This is a genomic window from Nocardioides zhouii (assembly GCF_004137345.1).
GTDB classification, from domain to species: domain Bacteria; phylum Actinomycetota; class Actinomycetes; order Propionibacteriales; family Nocardioidaceae; genus Nocardioides; species Nocardioides zhouii.
Window position 1 is genome coordinate 129884 of the sequence record NZ_SDWV01000005.1, and the last position, 17276, is coordinate 147159.

Sequence of the window (17276 nt, forward strand, 5' to 3'; positions counted from 1 at the left end):
GTCAGTTCTCCTTCGCCGCAGGGGCAGGCGTGTCGGGCATCAGGGTGTTCCAGAGGTGCATCAGGGCGTACGACCGCCACGGCCGCCAGCGCTCGGGATCGGGCTCCGGGCCGGAGCCTGACAGGTCCGCGAGGACGCGGCGGATCGCGAGGTCGGTGGGGAGGAAGACGTCGGGGTGGCCGAGGGCACGCATCGCGACGTAGTCGGCCGTCCAGGGCCCGATGCCGGGCAGCGCGAGAAGCGCACGGCGCACGTCGTCGCGGTCGGGGCCGCGATCGAGCACAACGCTCCCCACGGCGAGAGCCGTGGCCAGGCCGACGAGCGCCCGCCCCCGGGCGCGCGGCATCGGCAGCGACGCGGGGTCGAGCACGGCGAGCGTGGCCGGGGCGGGAAACAGGTGGGTCAGGCCCGGCACGGGTGAGTCGACGGGGCGGCCGTGGTCGGCGACGAGACGTCCGGCGACCGTGCGCGCCCCGGCCACGCTGACCTGCTGGCCGATCACGGTGCGTACGGCGGTCTCGGCGCCGTCCACCTGGCCGGGCACGCGCAGGCCCGGCGTGGCGCGTACGAGCGGGCCCAGCAGCGGGTCGGCGCCGAGCTGTGCGTCGACCGCCGTCGGATCGCAGTCCGCGTCGAGCAGGCGGCGTACGCGCTCGCTGGCGGCGGCGGTGTCGCGCAGGTCGTCGAGCCAGAAGTCGGCGACGACGAAGCCGGTGCCGCCGCCAACAGGAAGGTCGGCGAGGTGCAGCCGGACGGTGCCCGGCCCGTGCGGGAGGTCGAGGGTGCGGGCATAGCGGCCGGGCTCGGCGACCTCGACGCCCGGCACGACGTGGAAGGCGAGGAAGTCGAGGAGCCGACGGCCGGCGAAGGGCGTGCGTACGGCCAGCCGCATCGTCACCGCGCCGGGGGTGCGCGCCGCTGCGGGAGCGCGCGACCGGCCGCGACCCCGCAGCTCGCTCGGCGAGGCGTCGTAGACCTCGCGGACGGTCTCGTTGAACTGCCGGACGCTGGCGAAGCCGGCCGCGAAGGCCACGTCGGTGATCGGCAGGTCGGTGGTCTCGACGAGCACCCGCGCGGTCTGTGCCCGGCGGGCGCGGGCGAGGGCGAGCGGCGCCGCGCCGAGCTCCTGGCTCAGCAGCCGGCCGAGGTGGCGCGGGGTGTAGCCGACGCGCTGCGCGAGGCCCCCGACACCCTCCCGGTCGACGAGCCCGTCGGCGATCAGTCGCATCGCGCGGCCCGCGACGTCGGCCGCCACGTCCCACTCCGGACTGCCGGGCGTCGCGTCGGGCAGGCACCGCTTGCACGCGCGGTAGCCGGCCGACTGCGCGCTCGCCGCGGTCGGGTGGAAGCTCACGTTGGCCGACGCCGGCGTACGGGCCGGGCAGGACGGCCGGCAGTAGATGCCGGTGGTGCGTACGGCCGTGTAGAAGACGCCGTCGAACCGGCGGTCGCGGCTCTTCACGGCGCGGTAGCACGCCTCCGTGTCGAGGTGCCCGGTCGGTGTCATGCCCCCATCCTCGCCGCTGGACCGTCGCAGGACCAGCGGAAAACGGACACCGCGGGCCGGGCGGCTACACGCCTGCCGTGGACTCCTGCACGGCGATCTCGGTCGACTTGCGGGTGCGCGGCTGGCGCGCCGGTCCCTCGAGCAGGAACCTCACCCGGACGTCGAGGTCGGGGAACGCCTCGACCACCTCACGCTCCACCTGGGCCGTCGCGTCGAGGATCGCTGCGACGTCGGCCTCGAGCTCGACGTGGCCGGACAGCACGACGAGGTCGGGAGCGTCCGGGGACGTCCGGCCACGGGTGCCGGTGACGGGCGCCAGGGCGCCCCACCGCTCGGCCAGCATCCTGGCCAGGGAGGCGTGGTCGGCCTCGACCCGGCCGGTGGCGTCGCTGGCCGACAGCCGCGTGCTTCCTCGCGTCGGACGCGGCAGGTGGGCGAGCAACCAGAGCAGTCCGAGGACGCCGAGGATGAGGCCGACGGCTGCGGCGGCCCAGGGCCACCACTCGCTGTCGACGACAGCCGCGACCCCGGCGACCTCGTCGTCGGGGTCCAGCAGTCCGGTGAGGTCCAGTCGCCACTCCCAGACGACGGCGCCCAGGGCGAGCAGCACCAGTCCCAGGATGATCGTGGCGGCGCGGTCGGTGCCGCGCGTGCGACGGGTCGTCATGTCACTCCTCCTCTGCGGTGCGGACGTCGATGCGGCGTGCACCCAGTGCCCTGCCGGCGGTGGTGGCGACCTCGCGAGCAGTGGCCATGGTGGCGCCGTCGTCGCCGCGGGTGGCGACGTCGATCGTCACGCGCCTGCGGCCGGCCCGGGTCGTACGCGCGCTCAGGACACCCGGTGCCCGGTCGGCTGCCGCGCGCGACACGGCGGCGAGCGCGGCGGGGCTCGACCAGAGCTGCTCGGACTCCCTGGCCCGCACGTGCCGTCGCGGAGACGGGAGCAGACCGACGACGAGGAGGACGAGGCCGATCGCGGCGGCCACCGTCGCGACGACGAGGAGGCCGGTGGTCGGGGTGGTGCCGTCGAGGCCCCGGAGCACGTCGGGCAGCCACGGCTGTCCGGCGCTCCAGCCCCGGTCGACGACAAGGTCGCGGACGGTGACGACCGCCAGTGCGACGAGCGCGACGGCCCCGAGGATGCCGACCGGCACGAAACGGTGCAGGCCGACCGGAGGACGCGACAGTGCGCGCTGCACACGGGACGTGCTCACGAGGCTCTCCTCTCGTCGATGCCGGACACGGAGACGGTGACGTCCACCGAGGTGATGCGTACGCCGCTGAGCTCGGACGCCCGGTCCAGTACGCGCGAGCGCACCTGGGCCGCGACGTCGGACACGGGCGCCGGCCAGGCAACGGAGACGTCGAGCGACACGCGCGCGGTCGTGCCGCGCACGTGCACGTGCGCTCGCGGGGTGCCCGAGCGCACGCCCGCGAGCGCGCCCTCGGTCCGCCGGACCTGCGGGACCTCGAGGGCCACGGTCTCGACGATGTGCTGGAGGGCGTGGGCGCGGACACTCAGGTGCCCGCGCCCTTCCGGCTCCGGCCCCTGGCTCGCTCCCTCGTCCGCTCCACGGGCAGGCCGGTCGGTCGTGCGGACCGCGGTCGCGTCATTCACGTCGACCACGCCCCATGGCGCGTACGTCGATCTCGCCGTCGACCTGGCCGCCCACGAGGTAGCCGACGGTTCCGAGGACGACGGCGAGCAGGAGTCCGAGGAGCCCGCCCGTGGTGATGGCGATGGTCAGCAGCAGGCCGGCGATCAGGCCGAGGGTGGACGTGGTCATGCTCTCTCCTCCAACAGGTGGGCAGGCAGGTGTGCGTAGCGGGTGCCGGACAGGGTCCGGAGCCGGCGCCCGGTCCGGTGGACCCGGCGAGCGGTGCGGGACCGCATGGTGGTGGTGACGACGGGTCGGGCGCCCTGAGCACCCGGACCCGCCGTCGCGGCAGCGCTCGTCCCAGGAGTCACCCCCGTGCCTCCTCTGGGGACCTCGGCTCGCTCGAACGCGCGCATCACCTCGATGAACGCGTCGGCGTCACCCCCCAGGTCGGGATGGACGGCCCGGAGCGCGGCGCGCCTGGAGACACGGCGCTCTCGGTCGACGTCACGGACGCTGCCGGTCTGGTGGGTCGTCACGGGGTGACGACCGGTTGGCCGGGGGCGGCGATGTCCTCGACCGCCACGTGCACGGTGCCGGGGACGATCGCCGCGACGGCGGTGCGTACGGCGTCGGTCGTCGTGGACACCGCGGCGCCCCACGCGAGCACGAGGTGCACCTGGGTGTCGCCGTCGCGCAGCCGTACGCCGGTCACCCGGCGCCCGGGCAGGTAGGTCGCGACCTCACCGAGCACGCCCCCGTGCAGGTCGTGCACGCCGGGGACGGCGAGAACGGCCTGGGCGACGCGGTCGGCGAGCACGCCGGGGCTCACGTCACTGGACACGCGTGGTGGCCGGCTCCTCGTCCGGAGCGTCGCTCTCGAGGAACACGTCGTGGACGGTGATGTTGACCTCGGTGACCTCGAGGCCCGTCATCCGCTCGACCGTGTCGACCACGTTGCGCCGGATGGCGGCGGCGAGGTCGGCGATCGCGACGCCGTACTCGGCGACGATGTCGAGGTCGACGGCGGCCTGGTGCTCGCCCACCTCGACGGCCACGCCCTGGCTCAGGTTGGTGCGCGAGCCCGGGATGCGCTCGCGGAGCGCACCGACGGCGCGCGCGGTGCCGCCGCCGAGGTCGTGCACACCGCTGATCTCGCGGGCGGCGATGCCGGCGATCTTGGAGACCACGGTGTCGGCGATCGAGGTCTTCCCCTGCTCGGACACCAGCGCTCCCGTGGCGGGGGTGGTGGTCGCGGGGGTGGTGGACTTCTGGCTCTCGGTCATGGTCTCTCCGATCGTGGTGTGCTCAGGGCCCTGGGTGGGCCGGAACACTGGTTGGTCGTGACGAGTTCGGGGATCGTCACGGAAAAGATGGTGTGACCCCGGTCACCGGCGATCGAGTCGCGTCTTGGGCGGCTCCTGCACACTTCCCGCGTGCCTGCCGACGGCCTCGAGCCCGCCTCCGACGCGGCGCTCGTCCGCGCCGCCCGGCTGGGCGACGACGCCGCGTTCGGCGAGCTGGTGGACCGCTACGGCCCCGGCATGCTGCGCCATGCTCGCCGGCTGGTCGGCGGCAGCGAGGCCGACGCGAGCGAGGTCGTGCAGGAGGCCTTCATCTCCGCATGGAAGGGCCTCGACGGGTTCCGGGGCGACTCGTCGTTGCGTACGTGGCTCTTCCGGCTGGTGCACCGGCGCGCGGTGGACCTGATCCGTCACCGCCGGCCCACCCCCATCGACGACTACTTGCTGTCCCACGTCGTACGGGTCGCCGACGACAACCCACTGCAGGACGTGATGGACTCCGAGCTGCTCGAGGCCTTGCAGGAGGCGCTGGACGAACTACCGTGGAACCAGCGCGCCGCGTGGCTGCTGCGCGAGGTGGAGGGTCTCGGCTACGACGAGATCGCCCACGCCATGGGCACTACGGTCGGAAGCGTCCGCGGGCACCTGCATCGCGGTCGTCGGCAGCTGGCAGAGAGGATGGCACGATGGCGTTGAGCCCTACGGACCCCCTCGAGCGGGCCGTCGTCGCCGCCCAGGCGGAGGCACCCGACGACTGGGACTCGGTCTCCCAGGCCGTGAAGCGACGCATCCGCGCGACCGTGGCGCCGTCGCGACCGATCGTCGTGGTCGCGGCAGACGGATCGACCGACCAGGATGCGCACGGCTCGCGCACGTACGTCGCCTCTCGCGTCGTGCGCGCGGCACTGCGCGACGCGCTGCGGACCCGACCCGACCTCACGGCCGAGCGGATCGACCTGACCATCGACGACGAGCGCCTGACCCGGGTCGAGGTCGACCTCGTCTGCGCGTACGGCACCGTGATGCCCGCCGCGAGCGACGTGGCCCGGGCCACCGTCGCGTCCGTGGTCGCGGACCTGCTCGGCCCCGGCACCCAGCCCCAGGTCGACGTCACCGTTACCGACGTCGTGGTGGGCGACCCCCGACTGGCCTGACGCACGAGGCAACGGCGAGACGGTGCATGCCGAAGGGCCCGGTCCTGGGACCGGGCCCTTCGGTTCTGCCGTGGTACCCCCGACCGGATTTGAACCGGCGTTACCGCCGTGAGAGGGCGACGTCCTAGGCCGCTAGACGACGGGGGCCTTGCAAGTGCCGCACGTTCGCGGCGGAGGGAACTCTATCGAAAGATCGAGCGCCGCTCCAAATCCGGATCCGAGGACCCGGACTCGCTGGGGTACTAGGACTCGAACCTAGAACAACTGGACCAGAACCAGCCGTGTTGCCAATTACACCATACCCCATGGGGGTATCAGTCAGACCGGGCTGCGATCGACTGACCACCACGTGGTCCCTTGCGGAACCGATCCCGAACGTTACACGCGCGGGCGCGGGCCCTCCAAAACGGGCCCCTTCGCACCGGGCGCGGCGACCGGAGGCGGCAGCGATCCCCCGACTGGTGGCCCCAGGGAGACGACGCCCATCGCCCGGGCGACCCAGCTCGCGAGGCCGAGATAGACCAGCGACTGGGTCAGCGTGGAGAGGATCGTCCACCAGCTCGCCTCCCCCGTCGCGTTGAGCGCCGTGGTGAGGTCACCGAAGGCGAGGGCGAGGCCGAAGGCGAGGAAGTTGTTGAGGACGTGCATCGCGATGGCCGCCTCGAGCCCGCCGGTGCGGATCACCAGGATGCCGGCCACGACCCCGAAGGCGAACCGGTCGAAGAAGATCGGCGGCTCCTGCGAGAACCCGTGGAACAGCGCGAAGATCAGCGCCGGCCCCAGCACCGCGAGCGCCTGGGACACCCGCTTCGCCACCCGCAGCGACCCGAAGGCCTGCGTGAGGTAGCCGCGGAACAGGTACTCCTCGCCGGCGGCCTGCAGGGGCGTGAGCAGCAGGATCACGAGGAGGAAGTCGCGCGTCTGGTTGGTGAACTCGTTGACCTGGCCGGCGGGCTGCTCGCCCGGCGCCAGCGGCAGCAGGAGCCCGACCCCGAGCGACGCGACGAGCGCGACGACGGCCAGCGGGAGGCAGACCAGCAGGTAGCCCCAGCGCAGCCGCGGCCTGACCGACGACACCCATCGCGGCTTGAGCCGGTGGAGCCACCACGTGACCGCGAAGGTGAGCGGGATGGCCGCAGCGATGACGATGTTGAGGAGCGCGAGGCCGGCCGGCGTGGCCTCGGCGGTCACGTCGAGGATCTTGCCTGCCTCGTCGACGCTGTGGCCGGCGAGCATGAGACCCGCGAAGAACACGGCGCCGGCGATGAGCGGCACGACGGCGAAGACGAGGAGCAGGAGCAGCAGCGCACCCACGAGCGAGCGCCACACGCCGGGACGCCCGACGCGGTGCAGCTCGTGGTACTGCGGCCGGAAGTCGGGCGCCAGCGGGGTCGTCATGACGGTCGCAACCGCACTCAGACCAGCGCGGACTGGAGTCGCGCCAGGCTCCGGTCGCGACCCAGCAGCTCCATCGACTCGAACAGCGGCGGGCTGATCCGCTTGCCGGTCACGGCGACCCGCACCGGCCCGAACGCCACGCGGGGCTTGAGCTCCATGCGCTCGATCAGCGCCACGCGCAGCGCCTCCTCGATGGCCGCGGTCGACCACGCGTGCAGACCCGCGAGCGCGTCGTACGACGCCTGGACGACGCCGCGGCCGGTCGCGTCGAGCAGCTTGGCGACATCGTCGGCGTCGCGCTCGAAGTCGGCCTCGTCGACGAAGAGGAAGCCGAGCATCGGCGCGGCCTCGGTGAGCTTGTTGATCCGCTCGGCGACCAGCGGCATCGCGAGCTCCAGCAGCTGCGCGTCGGCGTCGGTGACCGGGTCGGCGACGACGCCGGCCTCCTTGAGGAACGGCAGGGCGCGGTGGGTGATGTCCTCGACCGAGAGCAGCCGCATGTGCGAGGCGTTGATCGCCTCGGCCTTCTTGAGGTCGAAGCGCGCGGGGTTGGGGTTGACGTCCTTGATGTCGAACACCTCGACCATCTCCGCGACGGTGAAGATGTCGCGGTCGGCGGCGATCGCCCAGCCGAGCAGCGCGAGGTAGTTCATCAGGCCCTCGGGCAGGAACCCCTGCTCGCGGTAGGCCAGCGCGTGGGCCTCGGGGTCGCGCTTGGAGAGCTTCTTGTTGCCCTGGCCCATGACGTAGGGCAGGTGTCCGTAGGCGGGCACCTCCTTGGCCACACCGAGGGCGACGAGCGCCTCGAACAGCGCCAGCTGGCGCGGGGTGCTGGAGAGCAGGTCCTCGCCGCGCAGCACGTGGCTGATCTCCATGTGGGCGTCGTCGATCGGGTTGACGAGGGTGTAGAGCGGGTCGCCGTTGGCGCGCGAGAGCGCGAAGTCGGGGACGTTCTCGGACTCGAAGGTGATGTCGCCGCGGACCAGGTCGTTCCACGTGATCGACCCGTCGGGCATCCGGAAGCGTACGACCGGCTTGCGGCCCTCGCCCTCGAAGGCGGAGCGCTGCTCGTCGGAAAGCTCGCGGCAGAAGCCGTCGTAGCCCTGCATCTTCGAGCCGGACGCCGCGCGGCGAGCAGTCACCTCGTCGTTCGTGCAGAAGCAGTCATAGGTGTACGACGACTCGCGGAGGCGGGCGAGCACGTCGCGGTAGATGTCGCCGCGCTCGCTCTGCTTGTAGGGACCGTGCGGTCCGCCGACCTCGATCCCCTCGTCCCAGTCGAGCCCGAGCCAGCGCCACAGGTCCAGGATGGAGTCGTACGACTCCTGGGTGCTGCGCTCGCGGTCGGTGTCCTCCATCCGGAAGACGATCTGGCCGCCGTGGTGGCGCGCGAAGGCCCAGTTGAACAGGGCCGTACGGACCAGGCCGACGTGCGGCGAGCCGGTGGGCGAGGGGCAGAAACGGACGCGGACGGGCGACGACATCAGTGGGGCTCAGCTTCCGGGGTCAGGTGTTCAGGTGGCGCGCAGTGCGATGGGATTGGTGAGGGCGCCGATGCCGGCGATCGAGATCTCGACCTCGTCGCCGACCTGCATCGGGCCGACACCGTCGGGGGTGCCGGTGAGGATGAGGTCGCCGGGCAGCAGCGTCATCACCGAGGAGACGTAGGCGACCAGCGTCGGGACGTCGAAGACCATGTCGGCGGTCGACCCGTCCTGCTTCACGTCGCCGTTGAGGTAGGTCTGCACCGCGCGCCCGTCGGCGAAGTCGTGCGGGTCGAGGTCGGTCTCGATCCACGGGCCGAGGGGGCAGAACGAGTCGAAGCCCTTGGCGCGGGTGAACTGCACGTCGGACTTCTGCAGGTCGCGCGCGGTGACGTCGTTGGCGATCGTGTAGCCGAAGATCACGTCGGTGGCCTGCTCGACCGGCACGTCGCGGCAGATGCGGCCGATCACGACCGCGAGCTCGCCCTCGAAGTGCAGGTTGGAGGTCTGCGGCGGGTAGTAGATCGGGTCGCCGGGTCCGATGACCGTCGTGTTGGGCTTGAGGAAGATCAGCGGCTCGCTCGGCAGGTCGTTGCCCATCTCGGCGGCGTGGGCCGCGTAGTTGCGGCCGATCCCGACCACCTTGCTGCGCGGGATGACCGGCGCGAGGAGGCGTACGTCGCTGAGCTTGTGCTCCTCGTCCATGAGCTTGATGCCGACGTAGAGGGGGTCGCCGGCGAGGGGCACCACCACGGAGTCGTCGGAGGGTTGGCCGAACTCGTCGACCTCGCCGGTGACGACGCCGAAGCGCGGCTCCTCGCCCGTGGTGAACCTGCAGATACGCATGGACCGAGCCTATCGAGCGGCGGCACGCCCCAGCGCATCGAGACTGGCCTCCACGTCGGCCGCGGTCGTCGACCAGTTGCTGACGCTCACCCGGAGCACCGCGCGGCCGCGCCACCGCGACCCGGTCGTCCAGGCCGTGCCGTCGGCCAGCATCGCGGCGACGACCGCGCGGGTGGCGTCATCGTCGCCGAAGGCCGCGCACACCTGGGTGAACTCGACGTCGTTGAGCACCTCAGCGCCCTCGATGGCGGCGATGCCGTCGGCGAAGGTGTGGGCATGCCGGCAGTAGCCGTCGACCAGCTCGGCCACGCCGTCGCGGCCGAGGGACCGCAGCACCGCCCAGACCGGGAACGCGCGGCCGCGGCGACTGATCTCGGGGACCTTGTCCATCGGCTCCCCCGCCGCGTCAAAGATCAGGTAGTCGCCGTGCATGCCCATCGCCGCGCGCAGAGCCGCCCGGTCCTTGACGATCGCGAGGCCGCAGTCGTACGGGACGTTGAGGGTCTTGTGCGCGTCGGTCGCCCACGAGTCCGCGGCGGCGTAGCCCTCCGTGAGGTGCCGGCGGTCGGGCGACGCGGCGGCGAACAGCCCGAACGCCCCGTCGATGTGCACCCACGCCCCCGCGTCGTGCGCCGCGGCGATGGTCTCGACGAAGGGGTCGAACGCACCGGAGTGCACGTTGCCGGCCTGCAGGCACACGATCGTGGGCCGGCCGTCGCCCGCCTCGAGCGCGGCAGTGAGGGCGGCGGCCTCGATCCGCCCCTGGTCGTCGGCGGCCACGGGCTCCGGCGCGCCCAGCCCGAGGTAGCGCAGCGCGAGGTCGATGGTGTCGTGCCGCTCGGCACCGACCAGGACGCGTACGCCGGGCGAGCCGACCAGTCCCTGGGCGGCGACGTCCCAGCCCTGGCGACGCAGCACCTCGTCGCGGGCGGCGGCCAGGCAGGTGAAGTTGGCCATCGTCCCGCCGGTCACGAAGCCCACCGCGCCGTCGTCGGGGAGGCCCAGGAGGTCGAGCAGCCACGCCTCGGCCAGGTCCTCGATCGCCGAGTGGGCGGGCGTGATGAGGCGCAGGCCGGTGTTCTGGTCCCACGCACTGACCAGCCAGTCGACCGCCAGCGCGGCGGGATGCGTGCCGCCGATCACGAAGCCGAAGAAGCGGCCACCCGGCATCGCGGTCAACCCGGGGTCGCACGCCGCGGCGAGCTCGTCGACGACGGCCTCCGGCTCCGTCGGGCCCTGCGGGAGGTCGCGTACCAGCCGGCCGGCGACCCCGTCGGTGTCCAGCCGGGGCGGCACGGGGCGGTCGGCGAGGGAGGCGAGCCACTCGAGGGCAAGGGCATGGGCCCGGTCGAGGCCGGCGCTGCGGTCGATCATCTCGCCAGTGTCCGCCCGCGCGCGTCCACGCACTAGCCTCGGAGCAGTGAAGGTTCTTCCCGCGGTCGAGTGGCGTCCCCTGGCCGACGCCCACACCGCCCGCGTCGACGCCTTCGTCGAGCCGCACCTCGCGCGCCGGTCCGAGCAGGTGTCCCACCCGGTGCACGACTTCCTTTTCACGTACTACTCCCACCGCCCCGCCCAGCTGCGCCGCTGGCACCCCGGCTTCGGCGTCGGGCTGGAGGACGCTCCCGACCACGCCGCGCTGAAGGGCTACGAGCAGGTCGAGTGCGCTCGCGGCACTGCTGGCCACGGGGCTGCGCACTCGACCCGGGTCGCGGAGTCGTACGTCTCCGCGCAGCGGCCGCTGCTCCGCCAGCTGCACACGCTGCTGACCGCGACGGCGGGCCGCGCCCCCCAGCTCGGCTGCTTCGGGCTGCGCGAGTGGGCGATGGTGCACCGGTCCGCCGAGCACGGGACCCGACACGACTACCCGCTCCGGCTCGGCCAGGACGGCACCGACGCGGTGGTCGAGTCGCACAGGATCGGCTGCTCGCACTTCGACGCCTTCCGGTTCTTCACCCCGACCGCACGCCCGCTCAACACCCTGCAGCCGACCCGTGACGACCGGCCAGTCTTCGAGCAGCCGGGCTGCCTCCACGCGGGGATGGACCTCTACAAGCACGCGTTCCGGCTCAGCCCGATGGTGCCGAGCGACCTGGTTGCCGACTGCTTCGAGCTGGCGCGCGACATCCGGGTGCTCGACATGCGGGCGGCGCCGTACGACCTCACCGACCTCGGCTTCGAGCCGGTCGCGATCGAGACGACCGCGGGCAAGGCGGCGTACGTCGAGGCGCAGCGCGGGTTCGCCGAGCGCGGCGCGCCCCTGCGGGCGAGGCTGATCGAGGAGTGCGAGCGGTTGCTGGCCGCTCAGAACTCGTAGCCGAAGGCCTCGATCGTGTCGGCGAAGACGTCGGCCACCCGTTGCTTGGAGGCCGGGGTGTAGAGCTCGCGGTAGTGGCCGGCCGGCCGCGCGTTGCCCTTGGCGCGCGGCAGTTCCGGTGTACCGGGCAGGCCGAGCTGCTCCCACACCTCGCCCAGCTCGGTGTCGAGGGCCTCGTAGCGCAGCACGCGGTCGAGCACCATCTGGCCGCGGATCCGGTAGAGGCGACGGTTGTTGGCGAGCTGCTCGATCCAGATCTCCTGGACGTAGGCCTCGAAGTCGGGCAGCTCGTCGCGGTCCTTGTACTTCCAGAAGTAGAGCGAGACGACCGCGTCCCACGGGTTCCGCTCGATCGCGAAGGTGAAGTAGTCGGCGAACGTCTCCGCCCCGACCAGGTCGCGTACGGCCTTGGCGCCCATGTGGTTGTACGCCTTGCGCGCCAGCGGCGGCGACTCGAAGTTCTGCGGCGCGACGCCGCCGGCGGCCCGGCGCAGCGCCTCGTCCTCGGGGCTGATCTCGGTGATGATGTCGTCGGGTCCGCACACCTTGGACAACGCGATCTCGACGCTCGTGCCCGCGGTCTTGCGGGTCTTGAGGAAGATGAAGCGGTGCTGGTGGGACGCGATCACGGGCACGACCCTATCGGCCGGACCGTCCGGCACGTCACGGATACGGTGGCTGCCGTGACCGAGCCCCAGACAGCCGACGGCGAGCACTTCCGCGGTGAGGACTGGTACGGCGACGACCTCGGCGCCGCCCGCTTCACCGACTGCACCTTCACCGACGTCGACCTCACCGAGGCCACCACGACGGGCGCGACGTTCGAGCGGTGCACCTTCCACGGCGGGCGGTTCAACGCGTCCGTGCACACCGCAAGCGCCTTCGTCGCCTGCGACTTCCGGCGTACGTCCTTCTTCGACGCGACGCTGGACGGGTGCAAGCTGGTCGGCACCGTCTTCACCGAGTGCACGCTGCGGCCTCTCACCGTGACGGGCGGGTCGTGGCTCGGCGTGACGATCCGCGGGGCCAACCTCTCGCGGCTCGACCTCACCGGCGTCGACCTTCGCGAGGCCGACCTGTCGATGTCCGACCTGACCCTCACGACACTGGCGCGGGCCCGCCTCGACCGCGCCACCCTGCGCGACACCGTCCTCGACCGCGCCGACCTGCGGGGAGCCAGCCTCGACGGGGTGGACCTCTCGGCCGCGACGCTGAAGAAGACGAAGCTCGACCTCGCCGGCGCCGTGCTGCTCGCCGAGCTGCACGGGGCGGACGTCGACACGGCGAGCTAGGCGAGTCGCGCCCGCAGCCCGTCGATCACCAGGTCGAGCCCGAGGTCGAAGTCGGGGAGCGACTCCAGGGACCGCTCGACCGCGCCGAGGCGTACGGCCTGGCGGGCGGTCTGCTCCTCGAAGGCATGCCCGAAGACGTAGTGGACGAGGGTCCGAGAGGCGACGGGGACGAGCTCCTCGGGGACCTCCGCGTCGGCCAGGACCTTCTCCATCTCGACGACCGGCGCGGCTGCCCCAAGACCGAAGGCCCAGACCGTCGCGACCACGTCGGCGCCGTCGGTGCAGGCCAGCATCGCGTGGCGCAGCTCGGAGCAGACCTCGCGCAGCTGGTCGGGCCACTCGTCAGCCTCGCGAGGGCGGGCGCCGCGCGCGAGGATCTCGTCGGCGACAGCCGCGAGCAGCGCCTGCTTGTTGGCGAAGTGGTGGTAGATCGCACTCGGCTGCACGTCGAGCTCGGCACCGAGTCGTCGCATCGTCAGCGCGGCCAGGCCGTGGGTGTCGAGGAGCGCGACGGCGTGGGCGATCACGTCGCTGCGGTGATGAGCCACACACCCTCCCGATCCTCGGACTGCGTTGACGAGGTGATCGCGACCAGCCTAACCTGAACACCGTTCAGGTCGTCCCGTCGCGCACAGCAAGGAACCCCCGATGACTGCCACCGCCGCCAATCACCCTGCGGACACCCACACGGACGCCTCGGGCTCCTCGTCCCCCACCCGCGACATCGCGCTCGTCGCCGCCTTTGCCGCCCTCATCAGCGCCAGCGCGTACGTCGGCGCGATCCCCGTCGGCAGCGCAGGCGTGCCGATCACGCTCCAGACCCTGACCGTCATGCTCGCCGGCTGCGTCCTCGGCCCGGTCCGCGGCTTCTCGGCCGTCGCCCTCTACCTCGCCCTCGGGGCCGTCGGCCTCCCCGTCTTCGCCGAGCACTCCTCGGGCGTGGGTGTCTTCTCGGGACCGAGCGGCGGCTACCTGATCTCGTTCCCGCTGGCCGCCGCCCTCGCCGGCTTCCTCGTCAAGTACGTCGCGCGCGACCGGCGTACGCGCGCCCTCGTGGTCTTCGCCTGCTCGATCACCGCCAGCATCCTGGTCATCCACGTGCTGGGCGTCCTCGGGATGAAGCTCTACTTCGACGTCTCGCTCCGCGAGGCCATCACCTACGACATGCCCTTCTGGATCGGCGACGTCGTCAAGACATCGCTGGTCGCGATGATCGCCGCCGAGGTCCACCGCGCCTTCCCGCAGCTGCTGCAGCGCGACTAGCTGCGTGGATTGACTTGACCTCAATTCAATTCGCGGAGGCCACCGTCCGGGTCCCCCTTCCCGGCCGCGGCGCGCGCGAGATCCTCGCACCCACCACGCTCACGCTGACCGAGCGTCGGGTCGCGGTGATCGGCGCCAACGGATCGGGCAAGTCGACCCTCGCCCGGCTCGTCAACGGCCTGGTCCGACCGTCGTCGGGGCGGGTCACTGTCGACGGGCACGACGTCGTACGCGAGGGCGCGGCCGTACGACGGATGGTGGGGTTCTGCTTCACGGACCCGGCCGCGCAGCTGGTGATGCCGACGTGCGTCGAGGACATCGAGCTCTCGCTGCGCCGCACCGTCAAGGGCGCAGCGGCGCGCCGCGAGCGTGCGCTGTCGGTGCTGGCCGCCCATGGCCTCGCCGACCACGCGCACGACTCCGTCCACTCGCTCTCCGGTGGCCAGCGCCAGCTGGTCGCCCTCGCAGGCGTGCTCGCACTCGAGCCCACGATCGTGGTCGCCGACGAGCCGACCACGCTGCTCGACCGCGCCAACACCCGCCGCATCGGCGACCTGCTGTTCGCCCTCGACCAGCAGCTCGTGCTAGTGACCCACGACCTCGACCTCGCGGCGCGGTGCGACCGGGTGCTCGTCGTCGACGACGCACGTGTCGTCGCCGACGGGTCACCCGCTGAATCGATCGGCCACTACACCGCCCTCGTCGACGCATGAGCGACCTCATGGCCGGCCTGCACCAGCCCGGCAACACCGTCCTCCACCGGCTGCCCGTGGGCGCCAAGGTGCTCGGCCTGGCCATGCTGAGCCTGGCGATCGTGGTCGTCCGCGACGTACGGTCCGCACCGGTCTTCCTGCTGATCACCCTCCTGCTCGCGGCCCTCGCCCGGGTGCCGGTGCGCTCGGTCTGGCGCGCGGCCCGCGGCGTGCTCCTGATCGCCGTGGTCGCGGGCGCCCTGCAGTGGTGGTGGTACGGCGGCGCGAAGGCCGCGGAGACCTTCCTCGACCTGCTGAGCCTCGGGCTCGCCGCACTGGCCCTGACGGCCACCACGTCGGTCAACGAGATGGTGGACGCCCTCTCCCGGTGGGCACGGCCACTGCGGTTCGTGGGCATCGACCCGGACCGGGTGGCGCTCACGGTCGCCCTCACGATCGGCGCGCTGCCGGGCACGATCGCGATCGCGCGCGAGACCCGCGACGCGGCCCGCGCGCGCGGCCTCGACCGCAACCCGCGGGCGTACCTCTCCCCCTTCGTGATCCGCGTCGTCGCGCGCGCCCACGAGTCCGGCGACGCGCTCCACGCGCGCGGGATCGGCGACGACTGATCAGTCGAGGCGCTGGTTGAGGAACCACCGGTGCCCGAAGGGATCGCGGAACACCGCGACCCGGCCGACCGGCGGGTTGTCCTCGGGCCCGCGGTCGAGGGTGGTCCCGTCGGCCGTCACCCGCGCGCAGACGGCGTCGACGTCGTCGACCTCGAGGTGCAGCGAGACGGCGGCACCGCGCGACGGGTCGGGCGCGGCGATGCCGACGGACTCGAACACGTCCGACATCATCCAGCGCCCGCCGCCGACCGCCAGCTCGACGTGACCGATGCGGCCGTCGTCGTCCATGACGATCGGCTCCACCACGACCTCGGCGCCGAGCACGCCGACGTACCAGTCGATCGCGCGGCGCGCGTCGGCGACACAGATGTACGGCGTGAGCTCACCCATCACGCCCACCGACCGGGCGGACGCCTGTCCACCCATGGCACGGCGCTCTCCACCTGCGCGGCGAGCGAGAGCAGCAGCTCCTCCTCGGCGGGCCGGGCGGCGAGCATGACGCCGACCGGCAGGCCGTCATCGGTCCAGTGGAGCGGCAGCGAGATCGCCGGCATGCCGGTGACGTTCCAGGCGCTCGTCCAGGGCGTGAAGGCCTTCTGGTTCGCGAAGTCGCGCGCCGGATCGGCGTCGTCGCGGAGCTCCCCGACCAGCGCCGGCGGTCGGGCGAGGGTGGGCGTGAGGACGACGTCGTACGCCGCCAGCGCGGCGAGGGCGCGCCCGGCGTGCTGGCGCAGGCTCCCGATGGCGAGGCCGAACTCGGGTCCGCTGACGGCGTGCCCGCGCGCGCTGAGCCATCGAGTCAGCGGTCGGAGTCGGTCCTCACGGCCGGGCGGCGCAGGCGACAGCGCGGTGAGGACGGCCCAGCAGGTCTCGAAGTCGGCGACCGCCTCCGGCGGGATCGGCACCGGCACGTCCTCGACGTCGTGGCCGAGCTGCTCGAGCAGCCGCGAGGCGTTCTCCCAGGCCGTCACGCTGGACGGGTGGACGTCGACGTCCGCGATCACGGGCGCGATGAACCGGGCGACCCGCAGCCGCCCCGGCTCGCGGTCGCAGGCGTCGAGGAACGGCGCGGTCGGCGGGGGCGCCCAGAACGGGTCGCCGACGCGGCGCCCGGCCAGGACGTCGAGCAGCGCAGCCGCGTCGCGGACCGTACGGGCGAGGGTGCCGGGGGTCGCGAGCCCCACCGGGTCGCCGTACCTCGGGGCGCCGCTGATCCGGCCGCGGGACGGCTTGAGGCCGACGAGGCCGCAGCACGAGGCAGGGATCCGGATCGAGCCGCCGCCGTCGGACCCGGGCGCGACGGGCAGCAGCCCTGCGGCGACGGCAGCAGCAGCACCGCCGGAGGAGCCGCCTGCGGTGCGGCTGATGTCCCACGGCGTCACGGCGGGCGGGGCGACGTCGGGCTCGGTGTAGCAGGGCGAGCCGAACTCCGGTGTGCTCGTCTTGCCCAGGCTGGGCATGCCGGCGGCCTCGACCGTGAGGACGAGGCCGTCGGACTCCTCCGGCACGAAGTCGTCGTACGCCGCGGAGCCGAAGGTGGTGCGCACCCCCGCCGTCGGGTGGAGGTCCTTGATGCCGGTCGGGACGCCCCAGAGCGGACCTGCGTCCGTGGGGCGTCCCGCCTCGGTCAGCGTGCGCGCGTGCTCGCGCGCCAGGTCGTGGGTGGTCGTGATGAACGCACCCACCTCGTCGGCGCGGGCGGCGTAGTGCTCGACCAGCTCGAGCGGCGACACGTCACCGTTGCGTACGGCGTCGCCCTGCTCGAGCGCGGTCAGGTCGTGGAGCACGTGCT

General features: G+C 72.7%; 23 protein-coding genes and 2 tRNA genes. 7 read left to right on the top strand and 18 right to left on the bottom strand.

From position 1 onward, the window contains the following. Window position 1: 1 nt before the first annotated feature. From EUA94_RS06665 to EUA94_RS06700, 8 genes are all read right to left on the bottom strand, one after another. The gene (locus tag EUA94_RS06665; RefSeq protein WP_129425934.1) at window positions 2–1507 is read right to left on the bottom strand and encodes a DNA-3-methyladenine glycosylase 2 family protein; all 1506 of its coding nucleotides are present in this window, start codon (window positions 1505–1507) and stop codon (window positions 2–4) included. 64 nt (window positions 1508–1571) lie between these two features. Next, a complete protein-coding gene (locus tag EUA94_RS06670; protein ID WP_129425936.1) occupies window positions 1572–2174 on the bottom strand; it encodes a hypothetical protein in 603 nt (200 codons plus the stop codon). A 1-nt stretch (window position 2175) separates the two neighbouring features. Next, entirely contained in the window at window positions 2176–2721 is a 546-nt protein-coding gene (locus EUA94_RS06675) for a hypothetical protein (RefSeq protein WP_129425938.1), read from the bottom strand. Next, entirely contained in the window at window positions 2718–3125 is a 408-nt protein-coding gene (locus EUA94_RS06680) for an Asp23/Gls24 family envelope stress response protein (protein WP_165356822.1), read from the bottom strand. The genes EUA94_RS06675 and EUA94_RS06680 overlap by 4 nt, the downstream gene beginning before the upstream one ends. Continuing rightward, entirely contained in the window at window positions 3118–3294 is a 177-nt protein-coding gene (locus tag EUA94_RS06685; RefSeq protein ID WP_129425942.1) for a DUF2273 domain-containing protein, read from the bottom strand. Before EUA94_RS06685 ends, EUA94_RS06680 begins: the two co-directional genes overlap by 8 nt. Beyond that, window positions 3291–3644 (bottom strand): hypothetical protein, encoded by a 354-nt coding sequence (locus EUA94_RS06690; protein WP_129425943.1) that lies wholly within the window; start codon window positions 3642–3644, stop codon window positions 3291–3293. Before EUA94_RS06690 ends, EUA94_RS06685 begins: the two co-directional genes overlap by 4 nt. Then, window positions 3641–3949, bottom strand: coding sequence for an Asp23/Gls24 family envelope stress response protein (locus tag EUA94_RS06695; RefSeq protein WP_207210433.1), 309 nt, complete (start codon window positions 3947–3949; stop codon window positions 3641–3643). Before EUA94_RS06695 ends, EUA94_RS06690 begins: the two co-directional genes overlap by 4 nt. After that, window positions 3939–4391, bottom strand: coding sequence for an Asp23/Gls24 family envelope stress response protein (locus EUA94_RS06700; protein WP_129425945.1), 453 nt, complete (start codon window positions 4389–4391; stop codon window positions 3939–3941). Before EUA94_RS06700 ends, EUA94_RS06695 begins: the two co-directional genes overlap by 11 nt. Window positions 4392–4541: 150 nt before the next feature. On the opposite strand from EUA94_RS06700, the gene EUA94_RS06705 reads away from it, so the two are divergent. Both EUA94_RS06705 and EUA94_RS06710 read left to right on the top strand, forming a co-directional pair. Further along, window positions 4542–5105 carry an RNA polymerase sigma factor gene (locus EUA94_RS06705; protein WP_129425947.1) on the top strand — a complete coding sequence of 188 codons (564 nt, stop codon included), beginning with the start codon at window positions 4542–4544 and terminating at the stop codon, window positions 5103–5105. Further along, window positions 5096–5563 (top strand): hypothetical protein, encoded by a 468-nt coding sequence (locus tag EUA94_RS06710; RefSeq protein WP_129425949.1) that lies wholly within the window; start codon window positions 5096–5098, stop codon window positions 5561–5563. Before EUA94_RS06705 ends, EUA94_RS06710 begins: the two co-directional genes overlap by 10 nt. A 71-nt stretch (window positions 5564–5634) precedes the next feature. On the opposite strand, the gene EUA94_RS06715 is transcribed toward EUA94_RS06710, so the two are convergent. The 6 genes from EUA94_RS06715 to EUA94_RS06740 form a co-directional block, all read right to left on the bottom strand. Beyond that, window positions 5635–5710: transfer RNA gene (locus tag EUA94_RS06715), tRNA-Glu, on the bottom strand. 87 nt (window positions 5711–5797) lie between these two features. Continuing rightward, a tRNA-Gln gene (locus EUA94_RS06720) sits at window positions 5798–5869 on the bottom strand. A gap of 72 nt (window positions 5870–5941) precedes the next feature. Next, on the bottom strand, window positions 5942–6961 hold the full coding sequence (locus EUA94_RS06725) for a CPBP family intramembrane glutamic endopeptidase (RefSeq protein ID WP_129425951.1): 1020 nt from the start codon (window positions 6959–6961) through the stop codon (window positions 5942–5944). Window positions 6962–6978: 17 nt separating this feature from the next. Then, window positions 6979–8445, bottom strand: coding sequence for a glutamate--tRNA ligase (gltX, locus tag EUA94_RS06730; RefSeq protein ID WP_207210434.1), 1467 nt, complete (start codon window positions 8443–8445; stop codon window positions 6979–6981). A 30-nt stretch (window positions 8446–8475) separates the two neighbouring features. Beyond that, window positions 8476–9291, bottom strand: a complete 816-nt coding sequence (locus tag EUA94_RS06735) for a fumarylacetoacetate hydrolase family protein (protein WP_129425955.1) — start codon at window positions 9289–9291, stop codon at window positions 8476–8478. Between the two features lie 9 nt (window positions 9292–9300). Next, on the bottom strand, window positions 9301–10665 hold the full coding sequence (locus EUA94_RS06740) for a pyridoxal phosphate-dependent decarboxylase family protein (RefSeq protein WP_129425957.1): 1365 nt from the start codon (window positions 10663–10665) through the stop codon (window positions 9301–9303). 46 nt (window positions 10666–10711) lie between these two features. Between EUA94_RS06740 and EUA94_RS06745 the strand changes: the two genes are divergently transcribed. Next, on the top strand, window positions 10712–11608 hold the full coding sequence (locus EUA94_RS06745; protein ID WP_129425959.1) for a 3-methyladenine DNA glycosylase: 897 nt from the start codon (window positions 10712–10714) through the stop codon (window positions 11606–11608). On the opposite strand, the gene EUA94_RS06750 is transcribed toward EUA94_RS06745, so the two are convergent. Next, the gene (locus tag EUA94_RS06750; RefSeq protein WP_129425961.1) at window positions 11596–12237 is read right to left on the bottom strand and encodes a sulfotransferase family protein; all 642 of its coding nucleotides are present in this window, start codon (window positions 12235–12237) and stop codon (window positions 11596–11598) included. The genes EUA94_RS06745 and EUA94_RS06750 overlap by 13 nt on opposite strands. A 54-nt stretch (window positions 12238–12291) precedes the next feature. Between EUA94_RS06750 and EUA94_RS06755 the strand changes: the two genes are divergently transcribed. Then, window positions 12292–12900, top strand: a complete 609-nt coding sequence (locus EUA94_RS06755; protein WP_129425963.1) for a pentapeptide repeat-containing protein — start codon at window positions 12292–12294, stop codon at window positions 12898–12900. Here EUA94_RS06755 and EUA94_RS06760 read toward each other — a convergent pair. Further along, window positions 12897–13448 (bottom strand): TetR family transcriptional regulator, encoded by a 552-nt coding sequence (locus tag EUA94_RS06760; RefSeq protein ID WP_129425965.1) that lies wholly within the window; start codon window positions 13446–13448, stop codon window positions 12897–12899. The two genes, EUA94_RS06755 and EUA94_RS06760, sit on opposite strands and share 4 nt — an antisense overlap. 100 nt (window positions 13449–13548) lie before the next feature. Between EUA94_RS06760 and EUA94_RS06765 the strand changes: the two genes are divergently transcribed. Genes EUA94_RS06765 through EUA94_RS06775 form a run of 3 tightly spaced genes read left to right on the top strand, consistent with a single transcriptional unit; the run spans window position 13549 to window position 15484 of the window. Then, the gene (locus tag EUA94_RS06765) at window positions 13549–14163 is read left to right on the top strand and encodes a biotin transporter BioY (RefSeq protein ID WP_129425967.1); all 615 of its coding nucleotides are present in this window, start codon (window positions 13549–13551) and stop codon (window positions 14161–14163) included. A 14-nt stretch (window positions 14164–14177) separates the two neighbouring features. After that, window positions 14178–14876, top strand: coding sequence for an energy-coupling factor ABC transporter ATP-binding protein (locus EUA94_RS06770; RefSeq protein ID WP_129425969.1), 699 nt, complete (start codon window positions 14178–14180; stop codon window positions 14874–14876). Continuing rightward, window positions 14873–15484: a CbiQ family ECF transporter T component gene (locus EUA94_RS06775; protein ID WP_129425971.1), complete on the top strand. Its 612-nt coding sequence runs from the start codon at window positions 14873–14875 to the stop codon at window positions 15482–15484. The genes EUA94_RS06770 and EUA94_RS06775 overlap by 4 nt, the downstream gene beginning before the upstream one ends. Here the strand turns inward: EUA94_RS06775 and EUA94_RS06780 are convergent, their stop codons facing one another. Further along, window positions 15485–15874 carry a VOC family protein gene (locus tag EUA94_RS06780; RefSeq protein ID WP_129426176.1) on the bottom strand — a complete coding sequence of 130 codons (390 nt, stop codon included), beginning with the start codon at window positions 15872–15874 and terminating at the stop codon, window positions 15485–15487. Continuing rightward, the gene (locus tag EUA94_RS06785) at window positions 15874–17271 is read right to left on the bottom strand and encodes an amidase (protein ID WP_242494712.1); all 1398 of its coding nucleotides are present in this window, start codon (window positions 17269–17271) and stop codon (window positions 15874–15876) included. The genes EUA94_RS06780 and EUA94_RS06785 overlap by 1 nt, the downstream gene beginning before the upstream one ends. Window positions 17272–17276: the final 5 nt, after the last annotated feature.

Coding starts and splice junctions, on each gene's coding strand:
- EUA94_RS06665 (WP_129425934.1), bottom strand. CDS start 1,507: ATGACACCGACCGGGCACCTCGACACGGAGGCGTGCTACCGCGCCGTG.
- EUA94_RS06670 (WP_129425936.1), bottom strand. CDS start 2,174: ATGACGACCCGTCGCACGCGCGGCACCGACCGCGCCGCCACGATCATC.
- EUA94_RS06685 (WP_129425942.1), bottom strand. CDS start 3,294: ATGACCACGTCCACCCTCGGCCTGATCGCCGGCCTGCTGCTGACCATC.
- EUA94_RS06700 (WP_129425945.1), bottom strand. CDS start 4,391: ATGACCGAGAGCCAGAAGTCCACCACCCCCGCGACCACCACCCCCGCC.
- EUA94_RS06710 (WP_129425949.1), top strand. CDS start 5,096: ATGGCGTTGAGCCCTACGGACCCCCTCGAGCGGGCCGTCGTCGCCGCC.
- EUA94_RS06725 (WP_129425951.1), bottom strand. CDS start 6,961: ATGACGACCCCGCTGGCGCCCGACTTCCGGCCGCAGTACCACGAGCTG.
- gltX (WP_207210434.1), bottom strand. CDS start 8,445: ATGTCGTCGCCCGTCCGCGTCCGTTTCTGCCCCTCGCCCACCGGCTCG.
- EUA94_RS06735 (WP_129425955.1), bottom strand. CDS start 9,291: ATGCGTATCTGCAGGTTCACCACGGGCGAGGAGCCGCGCTTCGGCGTC.
- EUA94_RS06740 (WP_129425957.1), bottom strand. CDS start 10,665: ATGATCGACCGCAGCGCCGGCCTCGACCGGGCCCATGCCCTTGCCCTC.
- EUA94_RS06765 (WP_129425967.1), top strand. CDS start 13,549: ATGACTGCCACCGCCGCCAATCACCCTGCGGACACCCACACGGACGCC.
- EUA94_RS06775 (WP_129425971.1), top strand. CDS start 14,873: ATGAGCGACCTCATGGCCGGCCTGCACCAGCCCGGCAACACCGTCCTC.
- EUA94_RS06780 (WP_129426176.1), bottom strand. CDS start 15,874: ATGGGTGAGCTCACGCCGTACATCTGTGTCGCCGACGCGCGCCGCGCG.